The following is a 24972-nucleotide window of genomic DNA, read 5'->3' as shown; positions in this document are numbered from 1 at the left end:
TGGGGCGGGCACTCACAGGCACCGCCCCTACAAAATGATGAAACAGCCCAGCCTTGGGGGGGTGACTTCTTCCTTCTTCCTTATTCCTTCGGTTATAATTAAAACTGCTTCATCGCGCGTTCCATATCCCGCTTGTCGTCGCGTTTCTTCATATCTTCCCGCTTGTCAAACAGTTTTTTGCCTTTCCCCAAACCGATATCCAGTTTTACCCATCCGCCTTTCAAATACATTTTTAACGGTACTAAAGTCAAACCTTTTTCTTCCACTTTACCAATTAATTTACGAATTTCCTGCTTGTGCATCAGCAGTTTGCGGGTGCGACGCGGTTCGTGATTAAAATAGTTGCTAGCACTTCTCCAAGGGGAAATATGAACGTTAATCAGCCACAATTCACCATTGCGGACTAAAGCATATCCATCCCGCAAATTAGCTTTACCTTCCCGAATTGATTTGACTTCGGTTCCCTTCAACTCGATTCCCACTTGATATGTATCTATAATTTCATAGAGATGCCGCGCTTGTCGGTTATCACTAAGAATTTTGTATCCTGGACTTTTTTCGCTCATTGTTATCTTCCCTTTATCTCCCTTAAAATTATTATAACTCTAGCTTCTCTGTAGAGAAAACAGAAGCTTGATAAAACTTAAATTACAAGTCTAGGCATTACCAATTTTGCTGAGCTAAGATGTCACTAACGTGAATGTCAAGCGGTATCATGCAGCGCACCAAGATTCCTGATTCTGGTATCCCAGATTCTGTCAGTCCCCATCCTGCGGTTAATTTGGTTTTGCTAGCTCCTTCTGTGCTCGCACTCACTTGGTTTTTAGCCAACATCTCGGCTGTTAAGTGGCTGTTATCCTCGTTGGTCGAGATACCAACTCTCTACAAGATACTAATTGGTTTATTGATTGTAGCATTAGTCGTGCGATCGATTGGAACTTCGGGGCGATCGCGCCCATCGATGCCAAAATTTGTTTTGAGGCGCTATCCCCTGCTGCTGATGTTGGGTGCCGGCATTTGCTCGATCGCACTTCAGTCCATAATTGAGATCCAACATATCACCGTACTGCTGTTTATCCTAGGAACCTACGGATTATACGGGTTGTTTTCCGAACCCCATTTTTGGCAAAAAAACTTGCCCGTTGCAGGCTTATTGGCTTGTATTTTACCATTCAACAGTCAGTTGAGTAGCGGTTTAGGTTTACCGGCGCGAGTGATAACTGCACAAGTAGTAGAACAATTACTTTCGGCGTTGCAAATCGGAGCTATTTCCTCCTACGATATCATCGTGTTAGAAAATGGCATCGCCCATGTTGACGTACCTTGCAGTGGCATTAAAACCTTATTTGTCGGGACGCTATTTTTGCTGACAGCGACTTGGATCGAAAGTCGTAAATTAGGTTTAAAATGGCTGGGTTTATGGGCTGCTAACTTCTTAATGTTAGTTTCGGCTAATGTCGCACGAGTTGCAGTGCTAGTCCTAGTTACCATAGTTTTTCAACAGCAAATGTATGCGGAAATTCTGCACGTACCCCTGGGAATTGTGGGATTAGTCTCTGCTTGTTTTTTGACTTGGCTGATGTTGCAGAAAATTCCCAAATTTCCAGAATTACCAGCAAGTAATTTTTCCCCAAAAGACGACTCAGAAATATTCAGGAATCAGCCTTTAGCCCCACTCGGAGTAATTGCCGTAGTGGTTGTTATGGGGCTGGTTTCTCAATTATATCATGTAGAAAGTGCCAAAGTGGCGATCGCCCCCTTGAACATCCCACCACAAATTATATCCCAGTCCATACCCCTCAACCCCAGGGAACAAGAATTCTTTGGTAATTATCCCGGAACACAGACAGAAAAAATCAGATTTGTGTCAGGAAAATTGCGCGGTTCCCTGCTGACAGTTGCTAGCACATCTTGGCAGACATATCACGCACCGGAGTTATGTTTTTTCGCCAGTGGCATTCCAGTCGATCGCATCGAAAAAAAACAGCTAACATCAGATGTGATAGCCCGCTGGCTGTCTCTCAAAAACAACCAACTATCTGCCGCATACTGGCTCCAATCCACCCAAGGAACAACAGATAATTTCTTGTCACGCATCAGCAGCGGTATTCGTCACAAAAATCAAACTTGGGTGTTAGTCTCCATGCTCTTTGACAGTTATGTAAAACCCGAAGATTCCAAAATCAAAAACTTCATTACCGATGTCCATGATGCCGTCAATATTAGCTTAAAAGGATAAAAAAAATGAAGAAACTCAAACTCGCACTTAATATAATATTTCAGTCAATATTTTGGCTGTGGAACCTGACATTTTTGTCAATTGTCTATCTAGGTATTTTACCAGTTCTGGCTATACCCTTATTTCAAGCCACCATAGACGGAATTATCCCCCTGGAATTTTCCTTAACCCTCACCACCCTAATTGCAGTACCTACAATCTCAACCATCATCGGAGCCAGGTATTTAATAAAGCAACCATTACAGTTAATGCGACTGTTTTACGGAGTGGAAGCGCCACTATTTTTGCTTTGCTTAATTCGGTTGTTTCTACTGCGAGAACTTACTCCCGCCAGCTCTCAAATTATCGCTACTATAGCCTTGTGTATCGGAGCATTCTTAGTAGAAATTCTTTACGGATACCTGGGAAAAACCGAAAATAGTAGCTCGGAATTATCGGGCTTCCCAAATCAACCAAAACCGTTTATATTAACTAGATTAATAGGAAAAGAAAATAGTGCCAAAATTCAATTAGCCTTTCATAGTTTAATGCTGTTGGTTGGTACTTGGGCTGCCACGTTGCTGATGTTTTACGCTTTACCTGTCGCCATTGCGACCATCGTGGGATTTTTGAGTTTTGCTTGGGTACAACCACTTATAGAATCTTTAAAATACAGTTCATTCTATATAATTTGGTGGCTACCATTATCCTTAATTATGTTTGGCTTTACCGCCAGCTTATTCGTGGTAATGCCTTCACTTTACGGATTTCTCTATCTTCAATCAGGTTACAAAATATTTCGGAGCTTTGCTTCTCAATATGGTAAAAATCAGGCAATTTTCGGAAGTTTAGCAGTAATAGCAACTTGGGTAGCTATTTTTGCAACTTTGCAGCAACAGCCACAAATTCAAGCACTAAAAATGCTAGGGACTCCGCCCAAAGATGAGAGCAGTCGGCAAACTATATTAGCTAAATCTGATAGGATTCGAGCGGGCTTAGTCAACGCTTATTTATCACCTTACCGCTATCTCAGCACAGTGGAAGAAAACAACCACATTTATGAGATGTACAAAAACACTTTAAATTTGAACAAAGGTGCGGCTCAGGCTGTCCAGAACAGCTATAATTTTTTAATGTCTCCCTTTTTGTATCAAGGCTCTGAGGCGGATGTGAAGAAAGCCGAAAAACTCTACGGTGAATTCTTTGATACCGAATTGCAAAAAGGTGATGCCAAAGCAGTCAAACACGCCGTACAATCCACCTCAAATCGGGAAGAAGCTAAAGCAGGTTTGCTGAATGTCAATCAAGAAAAAGTATGGTTGCAATCCCAAGAAGTAACAGTGAAAGAACATGGTGATTGGGCTGATATTCAACTCTACGAAGTTTACAAAAATCAAACACCCAACTTGCAAGAAGTATTTTACTACTTTTCGCTGCCAGAAAGCGCCGCAGTCACAGGAATTTGGCTTGGTGATACTGGGGATTTGAAAAAACGTTTTCCATTTACTGTATCGCCACGAGGTGCAGCTCAGCAAGTCTACAATCAGCAGGTGAGAGAAAATGTCGATCCTGCTTTGCTAGAACAAATTGGTCCGAAACAATATCGCTTGCGGGCTTTTCCCATCCCTGCTAAACGAGAATTCACACAAACTGAGGGACCCACGGAAATGCACCTCTGGCTGACTTACAAAGTGATGCGACAAGCACAGGGTTGGGCGATGCCGAATTTAGCCGAGAAACGCAATATTTTTTGGGACCAAAAGACTCGTCGCACTATGGCGGGGAAACAGGTAAACTACAATGGAAAAGAGGCAAAAGAAATTTGGCTTCCAGCATTTTTGCCCGCAGTTGCACCGCCACAAATTATACCACATCTAGCGAATTTTCCTGGAGAAAATACTATTTTCGCTCAGCCACTGATTGATGTAAATTACTTTTTGCCACAGGTAAAAAAAATAGCCTTGGTGCTGGATACTTCTCGCAGTATGGCGACGGAAACTAAAGAGCTCAAGGATAATTTTGAATGGTTGAAAAAGCATATTTTAACCACAAATAATGTGGATTTATATGTGTCGAGTGCGCCCGGTATGTCCCCGAAGTTGGTAGAAAATTTACGCAGTTTTAATGTTGAAAAATTAACGTTTTATGGTTCGATTCAATTGAAGGATATCTTGCAACAGTTTGCTCAGTTGCGTGGCGATCGCACTTATGATAGTGTATTCTTGGTGAGCGATCGGCATAGTTACGAATTATCAGACGATCGCAAAAACGCAATTTCCATGCCCTCACCGCTGTGGACAGTGCATTTGGGAGGTTTACCACCTGGTTATGACGACGCTACGTTAAAGGTGATTCAAGATAGCGGTGGCGGAGTTGCTACGGATATTAAAGAAGCAATGCAGCGAGTGGCGACGACAGCAGCATCTGGCAAGTCTGTAATTAGCGTTGTTGATGGCTATGCTTGGAGTTATGCCAAAAAGCCTAAATCGGAAAAAACTCAGAAATCGACTGCTACAGAGTTAAAAAATGACAAAAATCAAGGTTTTAAACCTATAGCAGCACGACAATTAATTACAGCACTTAGCAAACAGAAAACTTCCAATCAATTGACTCAATTGGATGCGATGCACTCCCTGGCAAAAACCTTTAATGTAGTGACACCTTACTCTTCCATGATTGTGTTAGTGAATGATGCCCAAAGACAGCAGCTAAAGGAAGCTGAAGGGAAGAAAGATCGATTTGAACGAAAGGTGGAATCCGGTAAGGAGGAGTTGACTAAACCTGTTAATCCTTTGAATGTTTCGGGGGTTCCTGAACCGGCGGAATGGCTACTTTTGGGGTTTGGCGCGATCGGGCTTTTGGCAATTTTATACCGTCAGCGGCGCGAAAAAATGGTCTAACGTATGGGATCAGAAACCGGGTTTTTCACCCAGTTTAGGGTGTGTAACGAACTATTTCGTAAAAAACCCGGTTTCTTTGTCGGAGTGCGTAAATCTTGTAATTACTGAAACTATTGCTATTGTGGCATTTTCTTACTTCCCTCTTCTATAGTGAGTCTAAATAAGTCCTAAAACTCTCTTCTCTTTCCGTTCTTCGCGTTCTTCGCGCCTTCGCGGTTCGTTATATAGCTAATCTATTTCCACAAAAACGCGATCGCCCTCAATCTTGATCGGATACGATTCGAGAGAATCCGCAGGTGCATTCAAACATTTACCGCTATCCAACTTGTACTGATATTTATGAAACGGACAAGTAATGATACCGCCGCTTACCTTACCCATATCAATCGGATATTCCAAATGAGTGCAAGCATTGCGGTAACAAGTGACATTCACACCTTGACGGTTTAAAATTAGTGAAGTCTCCTCAACTTTTACTCGCAAAATATCTCTTTCAGGAATCTGATTTAGCGCTGTTATTTCTACCCACATATGATTTTTTGGTTTAAATAAATTATGACAGACTGATTTGCGGCTTTACCATCAGGATAAATTCCAGGTTGCAAATGTAGCTGAGCTGTGAGAGAATATATCAAAAATTTATATTTATGAAATCCAAAATCTTGACGGGACTCCTGACAGGGTTAGTTGTTTCTGCCAGCACCGCAGCGCTGTTTTGTCAACCCAGCCGTGCGGGAAATAATAGCTTTTTCTGCGCTACTCTCAACAGACAACCTGTCACCTTGGTTCGCACCCCACGGGGGAATGTGCCACTCGTCCGCTGGACTTCTAACAACTATTTTCCGCCGCCGTGGACTGCCCAAAAACGCTGCCAAGAGGTAGGTCGAAGATTTCAGCGAAACTACGACAACGGTACTCTCAAATATATTAACACTGGAATTCTGAACGGAGAACCGGTGGTATGTGCTGCTGTTAACAAAGACGATGCTTGTACGAATAGGACTTTGCTATTCACTCTCAAGCGGGGGAGTGATGCTGATGCTACTTTGCAAAGATTGATGGATCGTCGCGGGTTGGCATCTGGATATGTACTATCTGAAACTGGGCCTGGTTCTGTTGATATGGATAGATATTTGGAGGAGACACCTGTTGAGGAAAATGTTTCTCCTATTTCTCCCTAGGTGACTATTCATTATAGCCACTCGATTCCCCTAGCGCGTGTTTTCAAACCCGGAGATCCCCCCTAGCCCCCCTTAAGAAGGGGGGGACAAGAGAGCATTCAAAGTCCCCCTTCTTAAGGGGGATTTAGGGGGATCGAACCTTGGATACAAACCATAGAAACCCAAGAAAACTCAAAGTCCCCCTTCTTAAGGGGGATTTAGGGGGATCGAACCTTGGATACCAACGATGAAACCCAAGAAAACTCAAAGTCCCCCTTCTTAAGGGGGATTTAGGGGGATCGAAACTTCGATACCAACAAGATTTCCGAAAGTACAAATTAAATTAAGCTCAACTCATCTCTTCCATTAACAGCTAAAATCAATGAACTTCTCTAACAAAATTCCCATCGCCTTAATCGGTACAATTGCAACTATTGTCATCGCCCAACCAACCGCAGTTTTCGCAATATCTGCTGATGAAGTAGGCAAAATCGCTAAATCTATCACAGTCCTGATTGACAGTAAAAATCCAGGTTCTGGAATCATTATCAAACGGAATGGCAACACTTACACGGTGCTCACAGCCCGTCACGTTTTCAAAGATGCTCAAGCTAAATATGAGATTGTCACCCCTGACGATAAGCGGTATTTGCTCAATTACAGCAGTGTGAAAAAACTGCCAAATATTGACTTAGCCGTTGTCGAGTTTACCAGCAGTCAAACCTACAGCGTGGCAAAGATTGGCAACTCGGATTTGGCGACCGAAGGGAAAGCGGCTTATGTGGCAGGATTTCCGAAGACTTCAGCGGCGATTAATACTTCGATTTACAATTTCACAGATGGACGGATTACGGCTAATGCTTCTCGACCTTTAGAAGATGGTTATGCGTTGGTTTATAGTAACAATACGCTGCCGGGAATGAGCGGTGGGCCGGTGTTGAATGAGAATGGCGAGGTGGTGGGAATTCACGGGAGGGCGGATACGAGGGCGGCTGAATCTAGCAGTATTAATCAGGATATTCAAATTGCTAAGACTGGTTTTAATCTGGGGATTCCGATTAATACGAGTTTGAGATTGTTGGCTTCGTCTCAAGTGGATGTAGGGGTGAAGGTTCCGAGTGCACCTGTGGCGACTGGACCGAAAGCTGATGATTTCTTTATTCAGGGTGGGGAAAAGTTTCATAAAAGAGATTATCAGGGTGCTATACAAGCTTTTAATCAAGCAATTCAGCTTAATCCTAATTATGTAGAAGCCTACAATCTGCGAGGCAATATTCGGTCTTTTTTGGGAGATAAAAAAGGAGCACTCGCAGATTACGACCAAGCTTTGCGAATTAATCCTAACGATATAACATTGTACGAAAATCGGGCAAATGCTCGATCTGCATTAGGAGATAAAAAAGGAGCGATCGCAGATTATGACCAAATCTTGCGAATTACTCCTAACTATGCTGACATCTACCGAAAGCGGGGAAATGCCCGTTCTGAATTAGAAGACAAGCAGGGTGCTATAGCCGATTACAACGAAGCTTTACGAATTAATCCTAACTTGGCCCTAGCCTACTATAACCGGGCAAGTGCCCGCTATGACTTAGGAGACAAGCAGGGTGGGATTGCTGATTACAACCAAGCTTTGCGAATTAATCCTAACTTGGCCGCAGCCTACCACAACCGAGGTTGGGCCCGCCGTAATTTAGGAGACAACCAGGGTGCTATAGCCGATTACAACGAAGCTTTACGAATTGATCCTAACGATGCCAAAGCATACAATAACCGGGGAATTGCCCGTGATGAATTAGGAGACAAGCGGGGTGCGCTCGCAGATTTCAACGAAGCTTTACGAATTGATCCTAACAATGCCTCTACCTACAACAACCGGGGAGTTATCCGTGCTAGTTTAGGAAACCAGCAGGGTGCAATTCAAGACTATCAAAAAGCAGCAGACCTATATCAGCAGCAAGGTGATACAGATAAATATAAAATAGCTCTTGACAATCTTAGGGGAAGTCAGAGAACAGCAACAAATTCCCAAAGATCCAGCGCATTACTAACCGCTAATAGATCATTAATACCCGGTAGATCCTCTGCCCTTCCCTCTGACGGAAGCCTGTACGAGCAACATGCGTTTGTAGGCCGCGCTGGTCAATCAGTTACAATTACCCTAGAAAGCTCTGATTTTGATACCTTCGTCGCACTCTTTAGCCCGGATGGAAAAAAGCTAGCAGAAAATGACGACATCAGCCGATCGAATACCAATTCAGCCCTCACCTTCACTTTACCCGCCAGCGGCCGCTATGTCGTAGTTGTTAATGCTTATAAAAAAGGCGAAAGAGGTAGATACACTTTGACAGTTCGCTAGTATTAAATTAAAGATAGTATAGAAGAGAAGTATTCGGATGACAACCTTGTGAACAGACGGGAATTAAAAAACCTTGCCATGACGCGACTTAAAGAAGTTGAAGTCCTGCTCAAAAACCGTCAATACTCAGGGGCTTACTATCTGAGTGGGTATGTCATTGAATGCGGGCTAAAAGCTTGCATTGCCAAACAGACTCAAAAATTTGACTTCCCTGACAAGAAAACTGTAATGGACAGTTATACTCACGATTTGGAAAAGCTTGTTAAGGTTGCTCAACTTTATCCAACCTTAGAGACTGCGAGGCGAAGCGATCCAGCTTTTGCAAATAATTGGTTAGTAGTCAAAGACTGGTCAGAAGAAAGCCGTTATCAAAAATATTCTAGACAAGAAGCCACCGCTATTTACTTAGCAATCACCGATCCCAATCAAGGAGTTTTACAATGGGTACAGCAACATTGGTAGACCAAGAAATCCAAGACGGTAAAAGATTAATAGACGCTCTCAATCAAGCTGGTCTTTCCGTTAAGTCAGCACTCTGGCTATACTTGCCAGAAAAGGAAACATGGCGTTTAATGTTGACTTCTCCTATTTTTGATAAAGAAGGTTCCCTCAAAACGTACAAAGAGATAATTTCCGTTTTTGGCAAAGTTCAACCAGAATTAAACATAAATTGGATGAATCTTGTGGCAGTAAGTCCCAAACACAAATTAATTCAAGGATTGCGTAAGTTACAAAAAGATTGGAATTTAAGTTTATTAGGGAAGCGGCTCACAAACAACATGGTGAATCATATCTACGTTGACGATGCTTACATTTATCAGATTGAGTGATTGCGTTAAATCTGAATACGATCGGGATTTACTCACTGCGATTAAAGAAACCGGGTTTTTACCTAATCTGTCGGCTGTCACGAATATTTTTCGTAAAAAACCCGGTTTCCCAGCCCCAGCCAATGCTATTATACTGATAATTTGTCATCCTCCAAATTCAAATTCATGGCAACATTACCAGACCAAACTATCAGCACTATTTTTAGATTGCAACAGCGGTTAGTCGCACTCCTGGATACAGCAACAGCAACAGAATATTCCCTATTACAGCAATTTGGCGAGACCGAGGAAACAATGCCTGAGTTAGAAGCAATTGATAATGTCAAGGAACGCCTGAGAATTCCCTACAACCGCTTGCACAGAATCTTGCAACAGGTAGCAGAATCTCAACCAGCAGCAACAGCCGATGTGCTAGACTTTTTGTATAGGACGATAGACCAGGGAGAGGCAATCGCTGATGCCTCCGAAGCCAGTATTCAAGAAATTAAAAGGAGTTGGAATCTGCCATGACTCAACAGCCAAGAATACCCGATTTAGAGACAAGACAACAAAATGTTGCTAGGATGCGAGAATCTTGTCGCCTGCTTGATGCTTGGACGCTAAAATTAGATGAAGTGCTCGCAATGTTAGAAGCTGACAACCGCCGTCAGCGACAAGAACGTTTAGATGGTAAATATCGGCGAGTACCAGAAAAAGTAGCCGAATCCTAAATAATTGCCCAAACCTTTTGACTAAAATATCTGTTCCTCATTTGATGGGAAAATAAGGATTAACTATCATTATCTAATTTCAGTGGAGGAATTTGATCGGCAGTTAAAGTAATTACTTTGCCATCTTGCCAAATGCTAATTGATTCCCCTAATTTGCGGTGTTTTTCTATGGCTTTAGCAATTAAACCCGGAGATCCCCCCTAACCCCCCTTAAAAAGGGGGGGACAAGACGGTTCAAAGTCCCCCTTTTTAAGGGGGATTTAGGGGGATCTTATTTGATTGATACTGTCACCATAATCTGACAACTGCCTCAATAAATTTATTTCGTGTCTTGAACTTCCAGCGACTTAATCATTTTCTCAACAACGGGCAAAAACTGCTCGTACTTCCCCGCTTCCGCCTCATAGGTAATCAAATAAGCCTGATCATTTTTCATCGTCCAAACATTCAACTTTTTGAACTCTTGATTTCCTTCTTTGGTTGTATAAACAACTCTATACCCGCTTTTGCCTGCCAAAGTCGATTCACTCTCTTCAGCTATCTTAGCATTTTTATCTAAATTCAGGATTTCTTGTTTAGATAACTTCGTATATTCATCAAGGGTTTTATTATTTGTCGTAGATTCGACTGTCACAATCAGCCGTTCTAGAAATTTATCAGCATCGCCTTCTTTCGGTGAAATAAATTTAACTACCTCTTGGGTAACGGCGTTAGACTCTTCTTGTTTAGTCCAATTATCGGGATATTTGATTTTAATGCCTTGGACTGTATTGTCATAATTTGCCAAATTGTCCGCACCCTCCAATCCCAGCATCTTTCTAATTTCTGGTGTAAAGAATGCTGCTACACCAAATATAGCAGCCAAACTAACCCCAAGCAAACCAATTATATGATCTCGCGTCCAGTTACTCATTAATGTCAATAAGTTAGGAGATGATACTACAGTAGAAGATGGTGGAATTCGTCTCAAACTGTTTAAAGCTTGCAACACCTCTGCCGCTGACTGGTAGCGATCGCGAAAATGATAGCGCACCATTTTGTTTAAAATATTAGCAAAACCATCGCTAACTTGGACGCGATCGCGCCAAACAATTTCACCATTAGCATCCTTTGGTAATTCGTGAGGAAGTATCCCCGTCAGCCATTCAATCCCAGTCATTCCCACAGCATAGATATCGCTGCCAAAGTTAGGATGTCCGTTATTTTGTTCTGCTGGCATATAGCCATTTGTGCCGATGCCAATAGTCGGCGGATTTGACCCTGTGGTGTTAACTATGTGAGTGCTAATTCGTTTAACAGCCCCAAAGTCAATTAAGAATATTTTGCGATCGGAATTGCGCCTCATTAAATTAGTAGGTTTAATATCCCGGTGGATGACTTTGTGCTGCTGAACAAATACTAATATTTCTAAGATTTCCTGCAAAATAGCCATAACTTGCAATTCACTAAGCCGCTGGCCAGGAGTAATTTCTTTACTTAAATCTCTCCCCTCAATCAACTCTTGAACTAAATAAAATTCCTGATTTTCCTCAAAATGATCTAAAAGTTCAGGAATCTGACGATGAGTTCCTAGGTTGTGGAGGCTTTCTGTTTCTGTTGTAAATAAACGTCTAGCTATCTCTAGAGTTTGCGGATCTGTAGACTCTGGCTTAAGTTGCTTGACGACACACCGAAAATTACCCGATCGCTTTTTATCTTCAGCCAGGTAAGTCTGACCGAAGCTACCGCCTCCCAAGTGTTTTATGATGTGGTAGCGTCCTGCGAGTATTGGTCCTTGCATAAGATTTATGTTGGGTAGCAGTAGTGTGCGGGCTGAACTATTGATAGTGTAGTTTAGTTTGGGAAACCTGTCATGTATAACAGCTAGCTTCAGACTATCTCGATTTTGTCGAGTATTATGGATGAATCTGACTCAAAATCACCCGCAACCGATCGTAATCATCCTTCAACAACACACTCAAACTCCTCCCCGCTTCCACCAACCAAGATCGATCGCGCTTTCGCAACTGATAAATCTCCCGAATCGCCGCCGCCGTCAGCGCCTCCACCGGCGCATTAGCAACTCCCAGCAGCGTCCTCAAAAAATCCAACTGAGCACTAAAATCAATCACCTCATCCGGTTCGCAGCGATAAACCGCCTGGTGAATTTGCGGCGGTCTTGGCGGAATATACTGATAAATAGTTCCCCGTTGCGCCCCATAACCGTTCAAGCTTTCAGTAGCAGTTTCAAAACCCACAATTGCCGCTCGAAACTCAGTCTTTAACATCGCAAAAATCTGCGGTTGTTCCTCCCGCAACTCTTGCAGCGACATCCCCAAAGCCCGTGCTCTGTGCACCGTGTCGATCGGGCTAGTTGTGGCATGATAAACTACTGCGATCACGAGATTTCCCGACTGTTCATCGGTAGCTTTCACCCAACTCCCAAAAGGTGGCATCGCCGGAAAACTCAAGTCTTCTGGATCTAAACATTGAGCTAAAAATTCTGTAGTTGCAGTTTCAATAATTTCGCCAATATGGTCGTTTAGACGCTGTTTCTCTGGGAATTGGGGGAGGTTTATGCGCATATTGGGAATAGGGAATAGGGAATTGGGAATAGGGAATTGGGAATTGGGAATAGGGAATAGGGAATTGGGAATAGGGAATTGGGAATAGGGAATTGGGAATTGGGAATTGGGAATTGGTTGGTCGTTAGCTATTAGAAGTAAGTTTGATATAATACTCATAAATAATAGCTAATGACAACCAAATACCGACTAATGACTAATGACTAATGACTAATGACTAATGACTACTGACTACTGACTACTGACTACTGACTACTGACTAATGACTACTGACTACTGACTAATGACTACTGACTACTGACTAATGACTACTGACTATTTGGTTCTGCCTGCGGTAGCATCCACAAGTTCTAATTGGGACAGCCGAAATGAGATCAGTTTGTCCCAATTGCCTCCTTCAAAAAGTACCGCGACTTTCCCGTCTGTAACTCGCTGGACAAGTCCTTGAAAGCCGTAGTAAATCTCGGTGGTATCTTTAACTCGAACTGCTGAACCTGGAAAAATCATAAGTTTTTGAATGTGATGTTTGGTGTTTATAGCTTACCGTTTTTTGGCGATCGAGTTTGGAGACGGCAGTGCCCATTGGTGTCAACTTAAGCTGTCAGCTCGCCAAGCCCGTCTGTGGGCCCGCGAGTCCGCCAGGGAATGAATTCCCTGTCTAATAGCGAAAGTCCTCTTAAGAGGACTAATGAGTTCTTCAGTCCTCTTGAGAGGACTTTCGCTTTGAGACAGGGGTTTCAACCCCTGTCGGACTGTGGAATGAACGTTAAGTTGACACCAATAGGTATTGCCGTCTCCTGATTTAAGCTAAGGCTGCTACGGAAACTTTACCAGCAATCCTACCCGCGATCGCCCGCAACTCCCTCGCCGAAGCAGAACCCGGTTGTCCCACCACAATCGGTACACCGGAATCGCCACCTTCCCGCAACGGAATTTCCAGCGGAATCCGCCCTAACAGCGGCACTCCCAACTCCTCCGCCGTCCTTTCCCCGCCACCAGAACCGAAAATATCATATTGCTTATCCGGCATATCCGGCGGCACGAAATAGCTCATATTTTCCACAATTCCCAACACCGACACTCCCAACTGCTGGAACATCTTTAACCCTTTGCGGGAGTCCAACAGCGAGACAGTCTGTGGCGTAGTCACAATCACCACACCGGCCATTGGTACCGCTTGGGCCATCGTTAACTGCGCGTCTCCCGTACCCGGAGGCATATCTACAATCAGATAGTCTAAATCGCCCCAATTTACCTGGTAGAGAAACTGCCGGATAATCCCATTCAACATGGGGCCTCGCCAAATTACAGGCTGGTCTTTCTCAATTAAAAATGCCATCGACACCAATTTGACGCCATAATTGAAGGCTGGTTGAAGGGTTTCGCCACTTTTTCCCTCTTGAACCATGACTTTTGCATCACCGAGTCCCAACATGGTCGGGTCGTTGGGCCCATAGATATCGGCATCTAGCAAACCGACTTTAGCACCGGTTTGAGCCAGGGCTACTGCGACGTTTACCGCTACTGTACTTTTGCCGACTCCGCCTTTGCCACTGGAAATTGCGATAATATTTTTAACGCCTTCTATGCCTTGGCGATCGCCTACTCCCTTTTGCTGCGGTGTTTCTGCTGTCACCTCCACAACTACTGTTTCGACACCGGGCAATTGTTTGACCGCTTTTTTGCAATCATCCACAATAAATTCTCGCAGCGGACAAGCTGGCGTTGTTAGCACCAAGGTGAAGCTGACTACTCCGCCGTCGATTTTGATGTTGCGGATCATGTTCAATTCCACCAAACTCTTTTGGAGTTCGGGGTCTTGGACTGGTCGCAGGATTTCTAAAACTGAACTAACATCTAGTGTATTGGGCATTATGTTCTCCACCATAGCTCTGCAATTGGGTCTGTAATTTGCGATCGATCTTTCAGTATATTTTTATTGCCATTTTTTAATCTAACTTCATAGAGATCTTTTACCGACCAACGGTGGCATAATTACAGTGCCGACAGGATTTGAGACTCACGGTCAATCTGAAACTCACATCCGATCGGCAAGAATTTCTACGACTCAAAGCAATTTGGTCACAATCGCCGAATTGAGCCGTGGTCGCGATTCTTCAATTCTTAAATTCTTAAATTCTTCAATCTAAAATCGGATGACAGTTTCTACAACTCTTAAAACAGCGACTTCCCCGTTTTTGCCACCCACTGACTCCAGAGCTAGAGTCAGTGAATTTATGAAGACCATACAAGATGAAATTTGTCAAGGTCTAGAACAACTCGACGGCAGCGGCAAATTTAAACAAGATGCTTGGGAGCGTTCCGAAGGTGGCGGTGGACGTTCTCGTGTCATGCGCGAAGGCGATGTGTTTGAACAAGGCGGAGTAAATTTTTCCCAAGTTTGGGGCGAAAGTTTGCCTGCTTTGATTTTGGCCAAGCACCCAGAGGCGGCTGGTCACGATTTCTATGCCACTGGCACTTCGATAGTGCTGCACCCCCGCAATCCCTATTTGCCTACGGTTCACCTGAATTACCGCTATTTTGAGGCGGGCCCGATTTGGTGGTTTGGTGGTGGTATCGATTTGACTCCTTATTACCCCTTTGCTGAGGATGCTACTCATTTTCACAACACTCTGAAAGCAGCTTGTGACAAACACCATCCCGCCTATTATCCGGCATTTAAGCTCTGGTGTGATGAATATTTCTATCTCCCCCACCGCCAAGAAACTCGCGGTGTCGGTGGCATCTTTTTTGACTACCAAAATGGTCAAGGCCCTCTTTACCGCGACCAGAATGTCAAAGGGAAGGCAGCAGCCTATAGCAACGAAATCGGCAAGCCCGAAGATCGGAGTTGGGAGTCGGTATTTGCCTTTGTCCAGGACTGCGGTAGGGCATTTTTGCCGGCCTATGTCCCAATTATTGAAAAGCGTCGCTCGACACCCTACGGCGAACGGGAGCGTAATTTTCAGCTATACCGTCGCGGTCGCTATGTCGAATTTAACTTAGTGTACGATCGCGGCACGACCTTTGGTTTGCAGACAAATGGACGCACTGAATCGATTCTGATGTCCCTGCCACCTTTGGTACGCTGGGAATACTGTTTTGAGCCAGAACCCAACTCTCCAGAAGCCGAACTTTACTCCAAATTCTTAAAACCACAAGATTGGGCAAATTAGATGCCTCTGTAGTTACCGACCTGAGTTAAACTACTGGGAAAGTAACCACCGCGATAGATAATAATTTTGAGGGAAGGGTCAGTGATTCATATTGATCAAAAAACCCACACGCTTCAAGACGGTACAACAGTTATCGTCTTAGCACCGACAGGACGGCTGGACATCACAACAGCTTGGCAATTCCGCCTCAAGTTGCAAGAGTGTATTTCCAAACTCAGCCGCCATGTTGTAGTGAATCTTGGTCAGGTTAACTTTATTGATAGTTCTGGCCTGACCTCACTTGTAGCTGGTATGAGGGATGCGGATAAAGTCAAAGGGAGTTTTCGGATTTGCAATGTTCATCCAGAAGCCAAATTGGTGTTTGAAGTCACCATGATGGATTCTGTGTTTGAAATTTTTGAGACTGAAGAAGAAGCTTTGGAGGGGGTGCCTCGCGCCAGTTGAGGACATCTTGCATCGCCTGCGGTGTAAGGGAGTCTGAAGATTGAGAGTCCCAGACTCCCAGGAACATGGCAGTGGAAGAACAGGCTGAAGGTAAGTTCTTGCCTTAACTAAATCTTTCTTCCTTCTTCCTTCTTCCTTCTTCCTTCTTCCTTCAGAGCAATATCTCAGAAGCGAAATCCTGACGCTTGACAAATCTAAAAGGGCCCATGAGAGCTCCCCAAATAGCCTTACCTGTTTTGGGGTCTATTCCCTTGTCATAGCTGAGAAATTCTGTGGCGGAGGCTTCAAATCCCAAGTCTACTTGGTAATTTTGCCCTCCGTAGGCAAAGCAGCATGGAGTACCCACGGGCAAAGATGCCCGAAACCGATAACGGTTGGGGCCTAAATTTTCGACCGCAACTGAAAGGGTACAGCCTGGAAGGAGTTGGATTTCCTCCCGATTTACTTTTCCTAGTAAGTCTGGGTTGCGACCACCTCCTTTGATGGCTTCAATATCTTTGAACATATAATACTGAGCTTCTAGAAGTCCTGGCGCTGTCTGTGACTGTCTCAGTTGCACGATGCGGGGACGGTATGGTTTGTCTAATTCCAAAATGTTGGCTTGTTCTGCAAACAGTGCAATGCTGGGTTCTGAAAATAGACCAATGGGTACTGGTCTTTGCCAAAAACGCAGATGCACGTACCATACCGGCTCGGCAAGTGCTTGTTCCCGATTGTCAAAATCGCCAGCCATGTATTGGGCTAAAGCGATTAATTCTGGAGAGTGTGTCATAGGATTCTAGATTGGAGATTGGGGATTGAGGATTTGGTCGCGCAGGTGAATCTAGCGGCTGGGGATCAAATTCCTTGATGGCGATCGCCATCGTACATATTAGACCTTTTCGCTTGACATTAAGACTTGATTGTGCAATCCCAAAGCAAATTTGAACTAATCAGAATATTAAGTTTGTTAACGATTCCAGCTAAGATATAATTGTACAAAAGCCCCTAAGAAAATTAGGAAAATATGTAAGTCAGCGCCTGTAGTTGATTTATCCGGTCAGGTTTTGGCTTCGGTACTGGCGATACCGATGTTAAAAAAAATGGCACTTTTTGTCAGCCCGATCGCACGCAGTTCCAATTCCCGACTTTACTCATGCCGCTGAGCACGCTGGCTACGGCAAAATTATTAGATATTAAGACTCAGGTGAACAAGAACCGTACTGTTTCAGATACTAAGCGAAGTTTCTATACGATTCACACTCGGCCGATCAATTCTATTTACCGTCGAGTGGTGGAAGAGTTGATGGTAGAAATGCACTTGCTTTCGGCAAATGCCGATTTTCACTACGACTCAATCTATGCTTTGGGTGTGGTGACAGCCTTTAATCGATTCATGTTGGGATACGTCCCAGAACAAGACAAGGATTCAATTTTTAACGGTTTGTGCAAAGCTGTAGAGGACGATCCCGATCGCTATAAGCACGATGCTGACAGACTCGAAAGCTTGGCCCAAAGACTTTCGGGTAGTGAGTTGCTTTCATGGTTCGCTCGCTCAACCAGTTTTGAGGATACAGGAGATTTGCAAGGGTGTTTAGAGGCGATCGCCAATAACCCTCAATTTAAGTACAGTCGCTTATTCGCGATCGGCTTATTCTCCATGTTAGAAAAAGCTGACCCCAACTTGGTCAAAGACCAAGCAACCCTCAACGATACACTCAAAAAAGTCTGTGCGGCCTTGCATTTACCCGAAGACAAAGTTAGCAAAGATTTGGACTTGTACCGCAGCAACTTGGAAAAAATGGCTCAAGCACGAATCGTGCTCGAAGATGTAATCCAAGCAGAACGGAAAAAACGGGAAAAACGAGATCTAGCCAATCAAGCCAGTCCTAACCCATCCCTAGACTCCACGGAAAGCACAAATTAACGATTTTTGCAAGAAACCTAGCCTTTGTGAAACAGGCTAGAATTTAGATATCCGACTTTTTCAAGAGGTCGGATATTTTGATATTACAACTAATTTGGCTAAGGTTGTTGCTCAAAATTAGTAGCATTCGCCTGCAACAAATTGCTTAAACTCGAAATAACTTCATTTCCAGAAGACTGCTTAGCCAAAGCTGTCGGGTTGACAGGTTCTGGCCGGTCCAAGTTGCGGGCGATCGCTGCGTTGACTTCTTTGGAAATCAATTCATGAAGTTGCTCTTTAGCCCTAGCCCTTTGAAAGTGAGCTCCTTCTTCAGTCGTAGCGTAAAGAGGCGGCAATCTATTTAAAGCATAAGCCGCAATATCTCCCACATCAAGAGTCTGGTCGCTAGTGGCCTCAATTTCAGCAACCCTGGCGATCGCATCACTAAGCACCAACTCTTCCATCACATTGATGAACTGTTTGCGAGGAAGAACCACAACTTCCCCAGTTAATAAAGCTCCCATCAAACGATCGAGAGCCATATACTCCTCGATCGACAATTCGGAAGCCGTATTGCAAATTCGTCCTACTTCAGCTTCCATAGACGGCGTTAAATAGCCATCCTGCAAAGCTTGTTCAACAATTTTTTCAATACTCATATATGCTTCCCGCTCAACGGCATCATCAATAAAGTTTTGTGAAGACGCAATTACTGGCGTCTGGAGATTGGAATTTGGAGCCGGTCGTTGAGAATTTTTGTAAAAATTCTAACTTAACACTTATAACTTAACTTACAAGTGCGATCGGCACGCCCCAGCCACAAACTTACCCCATAATGACTGGTAAATTCATCAAAGTCTGGAAAAATTATTACTCAATTCCTTGAAGTCGCCAAGGTACCGGATCGATCGACTGCCCGTTTACATACAGTCCCCAGTGCAGGTGAGGACCTGTAGAAGCCCCCGTAGAACCCAGCGCCCCAATAACTTGACCAGGCTTCACGAAATCCCCTTCTTGGACATCAATGCGACTCAAGTGCATCAAAATACTGGCTAACCCTTGACCGTGGTCAATACCAACTACATTGCCATGAATTTTAAACCCTTGAGATTCGCGTCCCACCAGAGAAACCCGACCAGCAGCCGGTGCGACGACAGGAGAACCATAAGCACCTGCATAATCAACACCTCGATGGTAGTAGTCTTGGGCAAACACCCCATTATAGTATCGGCGCACCCCGTAAACAGTAGTAATTTCGCCAGAATTAGGTCGCAACAGGGGGCCATTCCAAAACTTTTCGGGTGTCACCAGTGCTTTAAACGCATCTACGCGATCGAATTCAGCATCAGTACCTTCACTATCTTTCCCTGGTGGTAGCGTGATAGATTGAGTCGGAAAATTGCGATCGCGCACTTGTACGCTCAAGTTTTGCACCTTTCCGTCACCAGTGACTTGGATTTGGCGAGTTCCGGCTTTTTCTAGTGGCGTCGTCGGTAGCAGTGCCCGAAAGCGGTTGTTACCCATCGGAAAAGCTGGGTAATTTTTCTGTTGTAGAGAAACCATTGGAGTTGCCCCAGGGCTATCATCTACCTGAATCATTACTGACAGCGTATCTCCCAGTTGGGGATTTTGTGGAGTGACAACTACCTGCAAAGCTTGCACCGGCGATACCAAACTGAGAATGCTAGCAACAATTCCACCACTCAAACTCGCTCTTTTCATGCTTGTTCTCAACATAGAGTAATCCCAAATCCTTTGTGAATTTCTTACTCCCGGACCTTCATAAAGTCCGGGTTGGGGTGAGGTAAAAAAAATTACTACTCATTAAAATACAAAATAATTTGGCAAAATAGAGAAAATCACCAAACATTCCCCAAACCCATGAATCATACCTCTGACAGCAACTCCCCGTTAGACGATTTCATGAAATCCCTGGGCCTTGACACCCATCAACCAAACAACATCGAACATACTGACAACAACTTACACGACAGCAGCCAACTCCACAACCTCAACCACCCAGGGCGGGTTTAAACAGATTGTTGGTTCGTCTCAACTATTATTTGTAAAACCCGCCCCTACCGCATAATCAAGGGTATTCAACACGATATTAATCAAATATTTCCCGACACTATCCCTGTGAGACAAGAAAGCCGTAGGGGCGGGTTTGACCAACCATCTATGGGGGGAATCAACAACATCATAAACCCGCCCTAGTCCGAGCGCAAATCTGCATTTTTTCATCTGCATTTTTGGGGTCGCCCATCAAGTTAATCGGGGTTATTGGTTGGGTGTGGGCGGGTTTATACAGATTGTTGGTTCGTCTCAAATATTATTTGTAAAACCCGCCCCTACCGAAGAATCAAGGGTACTCAACAGGATATTAATCAAATGTTTCCCGACACTATCCCTGTGAGACAAGAAAGCCGTAGGGGCGGGTTTGACCAACCATCTCTGGGGGAAACCAACAACATCATAAACCCGCCCTGGTCCGAGCGCAAATCTGCATTTTTTCATCTGTATTTTTTGGGTCGCCCATCAAGTTAATCGGGGTTATTGGTTGGGTGTGGGCGGGTTTATACAGATTGTTGGTTCGTCTCAAATATTATTTGTAAAACCCGCCCCTACCGCATAATCAAGGGTGTTCAACACGATATTAATCAAAAATCCGATTTCTGAATTCTCGCACGAGGACTAATTCCCAATTACTAATTCCCAATTCCCAATTCCCAAACTATAATATAACTTTACACTTTTTTCATATAAGTTGTGCAAGAAGACTTCCGACTGATCGTTGACTTAGTTCTAGTTCTCGCTGCTGCCGCAGCAGGAGGATTGTTCGCATCGCTTTTGCGACAGCCGGTAATTCTGGGCTATCTCCTCGGAGGGATGGTAGTGGGGCCGGCAGGTTTAGGGCTGATTAAAGAATTAATTCAGGTAGAGACTTTGGCTGAATTCGGCGTTGCTTTTTTGTTGTTTGCGTTGGGAGTAGAATTTTCCTTCGCCGAACTACAGAAAGTTAAAGCAATTAGTCTCGGCGGTGGGACTTTACAAATTGTCCTCACCATCGCCATTACTACTTTCACATCCTTGGCTGTAGGCTGGGTAGACTCACCAGCCCAAGGTGTGTTTTTAGGGGCGATTCTGTCCCTCTCCTCCACAGCAGTGGTACTGAAGTGCTTGATGGAACGGAATGAAGCTGGTACTTCCCACGGTCAAGTAATGCTGGGAATATTGGTGGTTCAAGATTTAGCCTTGGGTCTAATGCTAGCAGTTTTGCCGGCGCTCAACCAGCCTATCGAAACTATTGGGATCACTGTGGGCCTGGCTTTGCTGCGAATTAGTTTATTTGCTGCGGGCGCTGTGGTTGCGGGCATTTGGGTGATTCCTCGCTTGCTGCGCTACCTGGCTAAAACAGAGAGTCGGGAACTGTTTTTGCTGGGAGTTGTGGTTTTGGCTTTGGGGATTGCGCTGCTGACTGAATATTTGGGTTTTTCCATTGAAATGGGAGCTTTTGTGGCGGGTTTAATGATTTCTGAGGTGGAATATGCTGACCAAACTCTAACTTATGTCGAGCCTTTGCGAGATATTTTTGCATCCCTATTTTTTGTGACCATCGGAATGTTAATTGACCCGTGGTTTCTCTGGAACCATCTAGAGTTAATCCTGGGATTGGTATTTTTAGTATTTGTCGGCAAATTCTCGATCGTAACGCCGATCGTCCGACTGTTTGGCTATCCACTAAAAACAGCATTAATCGCTGGTTTGGGTTTAGCTCAAATTGGAGAATTCTCCTTTGTGCTTGCCAGTTCTGGTCAAGCCTTGGGACTGGTTTCACGAAATGTTTACCTATTAATTTTGGGAACAACGGCAGTTACTTTGGTGCTGACACCGTTCGTATTGAGAAGCGTGCCACAGTTGTTGAAGTGGGCGGAAAACTTCGGGCCTTTGCAGCGCTATTTTGATGCCACATCTCAACCTGTGGAAATAGCTGAAACTTTGCCGGAACAAAATCATATTGTGATTTGTGGCTACGGGCGAGTTGGTAGGAATTTAGTCAAAATGCTGCAAAGTCGCAACTGTTCGGTGGTGGTAATTGATGAGTCGGAAAGTAGAATTCAAGAGTGTAGACTCCAGGGAATTCCCTATATTTATGGTAATGCTGCTAGCTTGCACGTCTTGGAAGCTGCGGGGGTGGAACGGGCAAGAGCAATGGCGGTGACGCTTCCAGATCCGATGAGCACTCGTTTGTGTCTCAAGCGAGCTTTAGAATTAGTCCCTGATTTAGATATTGTGGTGCGAGCAAACAAAGATAAAGATATCGAATTGCTCTACCAACTGGGGGCTTGGGAAGTTGTGCAGCCGGAGTTTGAGGCTAGTTTGGAGCTTTCGTCTCATCTGTTGTCTGGTATTGGTTTGTCAGCCATTGCTATTAGCCGGGAAGTCCAGCAAATTCGCAGCAGTCGCTATCTGGAATTCCGAGCCTCACGAGGAAATGCTGCTATTTCGCGGGATTTGCAAGTGGCGGTTCGAGATATGAACAGTGGTTGGTACAATCTCCCGGAAGGTTCTCCCATTGCTAGCATGACTCTGGAGGAAACTAACTTGCGGCAGTTGACAGGGGTCAGTGTCATGGCGATCGTCCGTCAAGATGGCGAAGAAATTGACTATCCTAATGGTAAGACTGCTTTGGAGTCTGGCGATCGCCTTTTGGTAGTTGGCGAACCGGAAGAGCTTGTGAGTTTTGAGTTGCTGGCGAAGGGCGAAGCTGCTGTGCCGCAGGGCGATAGTTCTTGTCAGTGGCTGAGATTGCCAGCAAACAGTCCTTGGGCGGGCAAAAAACTATCTGAGGTGGAGTTGCTGACTCAGTACGGGGTGGAGGTACGCGCCATCCGACGGGAAGGGAAATTTAGTCGCTGGCCTGATGGTAGTACGGATTTGCAAGAGGGCGATCGTTTGTTGTTGTGCGGAGGCTTCTACGAAATCGGCTTGATGCAGCGAACTGCTGCACCTGTGGTTCAGCCACCTGTGGTCAAACTGCCTTTTGTCACCGCTCAAGTTAGCGAAAAGCTGTTTAGTGATTAGGGAATTGGGAATTGGGAATTGGGAATTGGGAATTGGGAATTGGGAATTGGGATAATTCTCCCACTCTCCCACTCTCCCACTCTTCCCCTCTCCCCCTCCCCCCATCTCCCCAGGGCTGTTTCATTCTCTTGTAGGGGCAATCCCCCCGTGGTTGCCCTGATGCCTGAAACACTTACAAAATCGTGGATGAGGAGGGTAGGCACGCACCATCCACTACCCCTACAAAACGATGATTTGTTTGAGAATGAAACAGCCCTGCCCATCTCCCACTCCCCCCATCTCTCCTCCTCCTCTCACCCGCTGGACTTGATATAAGCAATGGCTTGCCGCGAAACTAGAATTTGTTTTTCTGAGTCATCAAGGACGCAAATACAGTTATTGTCTTGCCAAAAAATTTTACCCACTAGCACGTCGTTGGTCACGAGTTTTAGTTCTATCTGTTGTTTGTCTTTGATGTAGCTTTGTATTAGGCGAACGCTGGGCAATCCGGTCTCAAATTCAGACATACTAGGAAATGGGTTATTTGGTCATTAGTCATTAGTCATTAGTTATTAGTCAAAGGACGAATGACTAATGACTTTAGAAGTCTATCAAGTAATCAGTTTTAACCAAAAGGGGTTTTATGCCGATCGAGTTTGCGAAGTATCATGGACTGGGCAATGATTTTATTCTGATTGACAACCGCCAGTCCTCAGAACCTGTGGTGACACCAGAACAAGCTGTGGTATTGTGCGATCGACATTTCGGGATCGGTGCAGATGGTGTGATCTTTGCTCTTCCTGGGCAAAATGGCACTGACTATACGATGCGGATTTTTAACTCCGATGGTTCGGAACCTGAAATGTGTGGTAATGGGATTCGCTGTTTGGCTAAGTTTATCGCCGATTTGGAAGGAGTGGAAATTTACCCCCCCCAACCCCCCCTTACTAAGGGGGGGAGTGAATCTCAACCCCCCCTTACTAAGGGGGGGAGTGAATCTCAATCTGGTCTTAGTCAGGGGGGGAGTGAATCTCAATCTGGTCTTAGTCAGGGGGGGAGTGAATCTAAGACGCAGTACCGCATCCACACTCTGGCGGGTGTGATTAGCCCGGAATTGCGATCGGACGGTCAGGTTAAGGTGGATATGGGAGTTCCTCGCTTGCTGGCGTCGGAAATTCCGACAACTTTGGCGGCACCAGATGCCAAAGTGATAGATGTGCCGATCGCGGTGGCCGATCGATCTTGGTCTGTTACTTGTGTCAGCATGGGTAATCCTCATTGCATTACTTTTGTGGAGGATGTTTCGGCTGTTAGTTTGGAAACTGTGGGCCCTGAATTTGAACACCACTCAGCATTCCCACAACGTACAAATACGGAATTTATTCAAGTGATACATTCCGACTATGTAAAAATGCGGGTGTGGGAAAGAGGCGCAGGTGTTACTCTAGCTTGTGGAACTGGTGCTTGTGCTGCTGTGGTGGCTGGGGTATTGACTGGTAAGTGCGATCGAACCACTTCTGTTGAACTCCCAGGTGGCGTGTTGCAAATCGAATGGTCAGAAGTCTCAGGACGGATTTATATGACTGGGCCGGCACAGCGAGTATTTACGGGCTTGATTAGTCAATAGTCTGTTAACAGTTGACGGTTAACCGTGGATAGTTA

24 protein-coding genes are annotated in these 24972 nt (G+C 44.7%); 14 read left to right on the top strand and 10 right to left on the bottom strand.

Features of this window, described 5'->3' with window-relative positions; all coding sequences use genetic code 11:
* Positions 1 to 98 precede the first annotated feature (98 nt).
* Positions 99 to 566, bottom strand: a complete 468-nt coding sequence (gene smpB, locus AAFP14_RS01440; protein WP_340524203.1) for an SsrA-binding protein SmpB — start codon at positions 564 to 566, stop codon at positions 99 to 101.
* A gap of 134 nt (positions 567 to 700) precedes the next feature.
* Between smpB and xrtO the strand changes: the two genes are divergently transcribed.
* The gene (gene xrtO / locus AAFP14_RS01435; protein ID WP_341730551.1) at positions 701 to 2239 is read left to right on the top strand and encodes an exosortase O; all 1539 of its coding nucleotides are present in this window, start codon (positions 701 to 703) and stop codon (positions 2237 to 2239) included.
* Positions 2240 to 2244: 5 nt separating this feature from the next.
* Positions 2245 to 5118 (top strand): TIGR02921 family PEP-CTERM protein, encoded by a 2874-nt coding sequence (locus AAFP14_RS01430; protein WP_341730550.1) that lies wholly within the window; start codon positions 2245 to 2247, stop codon positions 5116 to 5118.
* A 228-nt stretch (positions 5119 to 5346) separates the two neighbouring features.
* Here the strand turns inward: AAFP14_RS01430 and AAFP14_RS01425 are convergent, their stop codons facing one another.
* Entirely contained in the window at positions 5347 to 5649 is a 303-nt protein-coding gene (locus AAFP14_RS01425; RefSeq protein ID WP_341730549.1) for a Rieske (2Fe-2S) protein, read from the bottom strand.
* A 116-nt stretch (positions 5650 to 5765) separates the two neighbouring features.
* Here AAFP14_RS01425 and AAFP14_RS01420 point away from each other — a divergent pair, with 116 nt between their 5' ends.
* From AAFP14_RS01420 to AAFP14_RS01395, 6 genes are all read left to right on the top strand, one after another.
* Entirely contained in the window at positions 5766 to 6299 is a 534-nt protein-coding gene (locus tag AAFP14_RS01420; protein WP_341730548.1) for a COP23 domain-containing protein, read from the top strand.
* Positions 6300 to 6660: 361 nt separating this feature from the next.
* On the top strand, positions 6661 to 8637 hold the full coding sequence (locus AAFP14_RS01415; protein WP_341730547.1) for a tetratricopeptide repeat protein: 1977 nt from the start codon (positions 6661 to 6663) through the stop codon (positions 8635 to 8637).
* Between the two features lie 78 nt (positions 8638 to 8715).
* Positions 8716 to 9099, top strand: coding sequence for a DNA-binding protein (locus AAFP14_RS01410; protein WP_341730546.1), 384 nt, complete (start codon positions 8716 to 8718; stop codon positions 9097 to 9099).
* A complete protein-coding gene (locus tag AAFP14_RS01405; protein ID WP_341730545.1) occupies positions 9078 to 9467 on the top strand; it encodes a hypothetical protein in 390 nt (129 codons plus the stop codon). Before AAFP14_RS01410 ends, AAFP14_RS01405 begins: the two co-directional genes overlap by 22 nt.
* Positions 9468 to 9632: 165 nt before the next feature.
* Positions 9633 to 9977: a hypothetical protein gene (locus tag AAFP14_RS01400; protein ID WP_341730544.1), complete on the top strand. Its 345-nt coding sequence runs from the start codon at positions 9633 to 9635 to the stop codon at positions 9975 to 9977.
* Positions 9974 to 10177, top strand: a complete 204-nt coding sequence (locus AAFP14_RS01395) for a hypothetical protein (RefSeq protein WP_096830256.1) — start codon at positions 9974 to 9976, stop codon at positions 10175 to 10177. Before AAFP14_RS01400 ends, AAFP14_RS01395 begins: the two co-directional genes overlap by 4 nt.
* Positions 10178 to 10496: 319 nt before the next feature.
* Here the strand turns inward: AAFP14_RS01395 and AAFP14_RS01390 are convergent, their stop codons facing one another.
* The 4 genes from AAFP14_RS01390 to AAFP14_RS01375 form a co-directional block, all read right to left on the bottom strand.
* A complete protein-coding gene (locus AAFP14_RS01390) occupies positions 10497 to 11957 on the bottom strand; it encodes a protein kinase domain-containing protein (protein WP_341730543.1) in 1461 nt (486 codons plus the stop codon).
* A gap of 115 nt (positions 11958 to 12072) precedes the next feature.
* On the bottom strand, positions 12073 to 12741 hold the full coding sequence (locus AAFP14_RS01385) for an HAS-barrel domain-containing protein (RefSeq protein WP_341730750.1): 669 nt from the start codon (positions 12739 to 12741) through the stop codon (positions 12073 to 12075).
* A gap of 315 nt (positions 12742 to 13056) precedes the next feature.
* Positions 13057 to 13248: an NAD(P)H dehydrogenase subunit NdhS gene (locus tag AAFP14_RS01380; protein WP_293271046.1), complete on the bottom strand. Its 192-nt coding sequence runs from the start codon at positions 13246 to 13248 to the stop codon at positions 13057 to 13059.
* A gap of 295 nt (positions 13249 to 13543) precedes the next feature.
* Entirely contained in the window at positions 13544 to 14614 is a 1071-nt protein-coding gene (locus AAFP14_RS01375; protein ID WP_341730542.1) for an Mrp/NBP35 family ATP-binding protein, read from the bottom strand.
* Between the two features lie 283 nt (positions 14615 to 14897).
* Between AAFP14_RS01375 and hemF the strand changes: the two genes are divergently transcribed.
* Positions 14898 to 15917, top strand: a complete 1020-nt coding sequence (hemF, locus tag AAFP14_RS01370) for an oxygen-dependent coproporphyrinogen oxidase (RefSeq protein ID WP_341730541.1) — start codon at positions 14898 to 14900, stop codon at positions 15915 to 15917.
* 81 nt (positions 15918 to 15998) lie between these two features.
* Positions 15999 to 16361: an STAS domain-containing protein gene (locus AAFP14_RS01365; RefSeq protein ID WP_006631392.1), complete on the top strand. Its 363-nt coding sequence runs from the start codon at positions 15999 to 16001 to the stop codon at positions 16359 to 16361.
* 151 nt (positions 16362 to 16512) lie between these two features.
* On the opposite strand, the gene AAFP14_RS01360 is transcribed toward AAFP14_RS01365, so the two are convergent.
* A complete protein-coding gene (locus AAFP14_RS01360; protein WP_341730540.1) occupies positions 16513 to 17133 on the bottom strand; it encodes a chromophore lyase CpcT/CpeT in 621 nt (206 codons plus the stop codon).
* A 414-nt stretch (positions 17134 to 17547) separates the two neighbouring features.
* Here AAFP14_RS01360 and psb29 point away from each other — a divergent pair, with 414 nt between their 5' ends.
* Positions 17548 to 18267: a photosystem II biogenesis protein Psp29 gene (gene psb29 / locus AAFP14_RS01355; protein WP_341730749.1), complete on the top strand. Its 720-nt coding sequence runs from the start codon at positions 17548 to 17550 to the stop codon at positions 18265 to 18267.
* Between the two features lie 98 nt (positions 18268 to 18365).
* On the opposite strand, the gene AAFP14_RS01350 is transcribed toward psb29, so the two are convergent.
* Positions 18366 to 18905 (bottom strand): late competence development ComFB family protein, encoded by a 540-nt coding sequence (locus AAFP14_RS01350; RefSeq protein ID WP_341730539.1) that lies wholly within the window; start codon positions 18903 to 18905, stop codon positions 18366 to 18368.
* Positions 18906 to 19116: 211 nt separating this feature from the next.
* Complete coding sequence (locus AAFP14_RS01345; protein ID WP_341730538.1) at positions 19117 to 19968, bottom strand: M23 family metallopeptidase; 852 nt, start codon at positions 19966 to 19968, stop codon at positions 19117 to 19119.
* 159 nt (positions 19969 to 20127) lie between these two features.
* Here AAFP14_RS01345 and AAFP14_RS01340 point away from each other — a divergent pair, with 159 nt between their 5' ends.
* Positions 20128 to 20280 carry a hypothetical protein gene (locus AAFP14_RS01340; RefSeq protein ID WP_341730537.1) on the top strand — a complete coding sequence of 51 codons (153 nt, stop codon included), beginning with the start codon at positions 20128 to 20130 and terminating at the stop codon, positions 20278 to 20280.
* Between the two features lie 735 nt (positions 20281 to 21015).
* Positions 21016 to 23331 carry a cation:proton antiporter gene (locus AAFP14_RS01335; protein ID WP_341730536.1) on the top strand — a complete coding sequence of 772 codons (2316 nt, stop codon included), beginning with the start codon at positions 21016 to 21018 and terminating at the stop codon, positions 23329 to 23331.
* 293 nt (positions 23332 to 23624) lie between these two features.
* Here the strand turns inward: AAFP14_RS01335 and AAFP14_RS01330 are convergent, their stop codons facing one another.
* The gene (locus tag AAFP14_RS01330; protein ID WP_341730535.1) at positions 23625 to 23837 is read right to left on the bottom strand and encodes an Hfq-related RNA-binding protein; all 213 of its coding nucleotides are present in this window, start codon (positions 23835 to 23837) and stop codon (positions 23625 to 23627) included.
* Between the two features lie 116 nt (positions 23838 to 23953).
* Here AAFP14_RS01330 and dapF point away from each other — a divergent pair, with 116 nt between their 5' ends.
* Positions 23954 to 24937, top strand: coding sequence for a diaminopimelate epimerase (gene dapF, locus AAFP14_RS01325; protein ID WP_341730534.1), 984 nt, complete (start codon positions 23954 to 23956; stop codon positions 24935 to 24937).
* Positions 24938 to 24972 lie beyond the last annotated feature (35 nt).

Source organism: Microcoleus sp. EPA2, from assembly GCA_020882975.1.
Classification (GTDB): domain Bacteria; phylum Cyanobacteriota; class Cyanobacteriia; order Cyanobacteriales; family Microcoleaceae; genus Microcoleus.
This window is presented reverse-complemented; position numbering and strand designations above follow the sequence as displayed.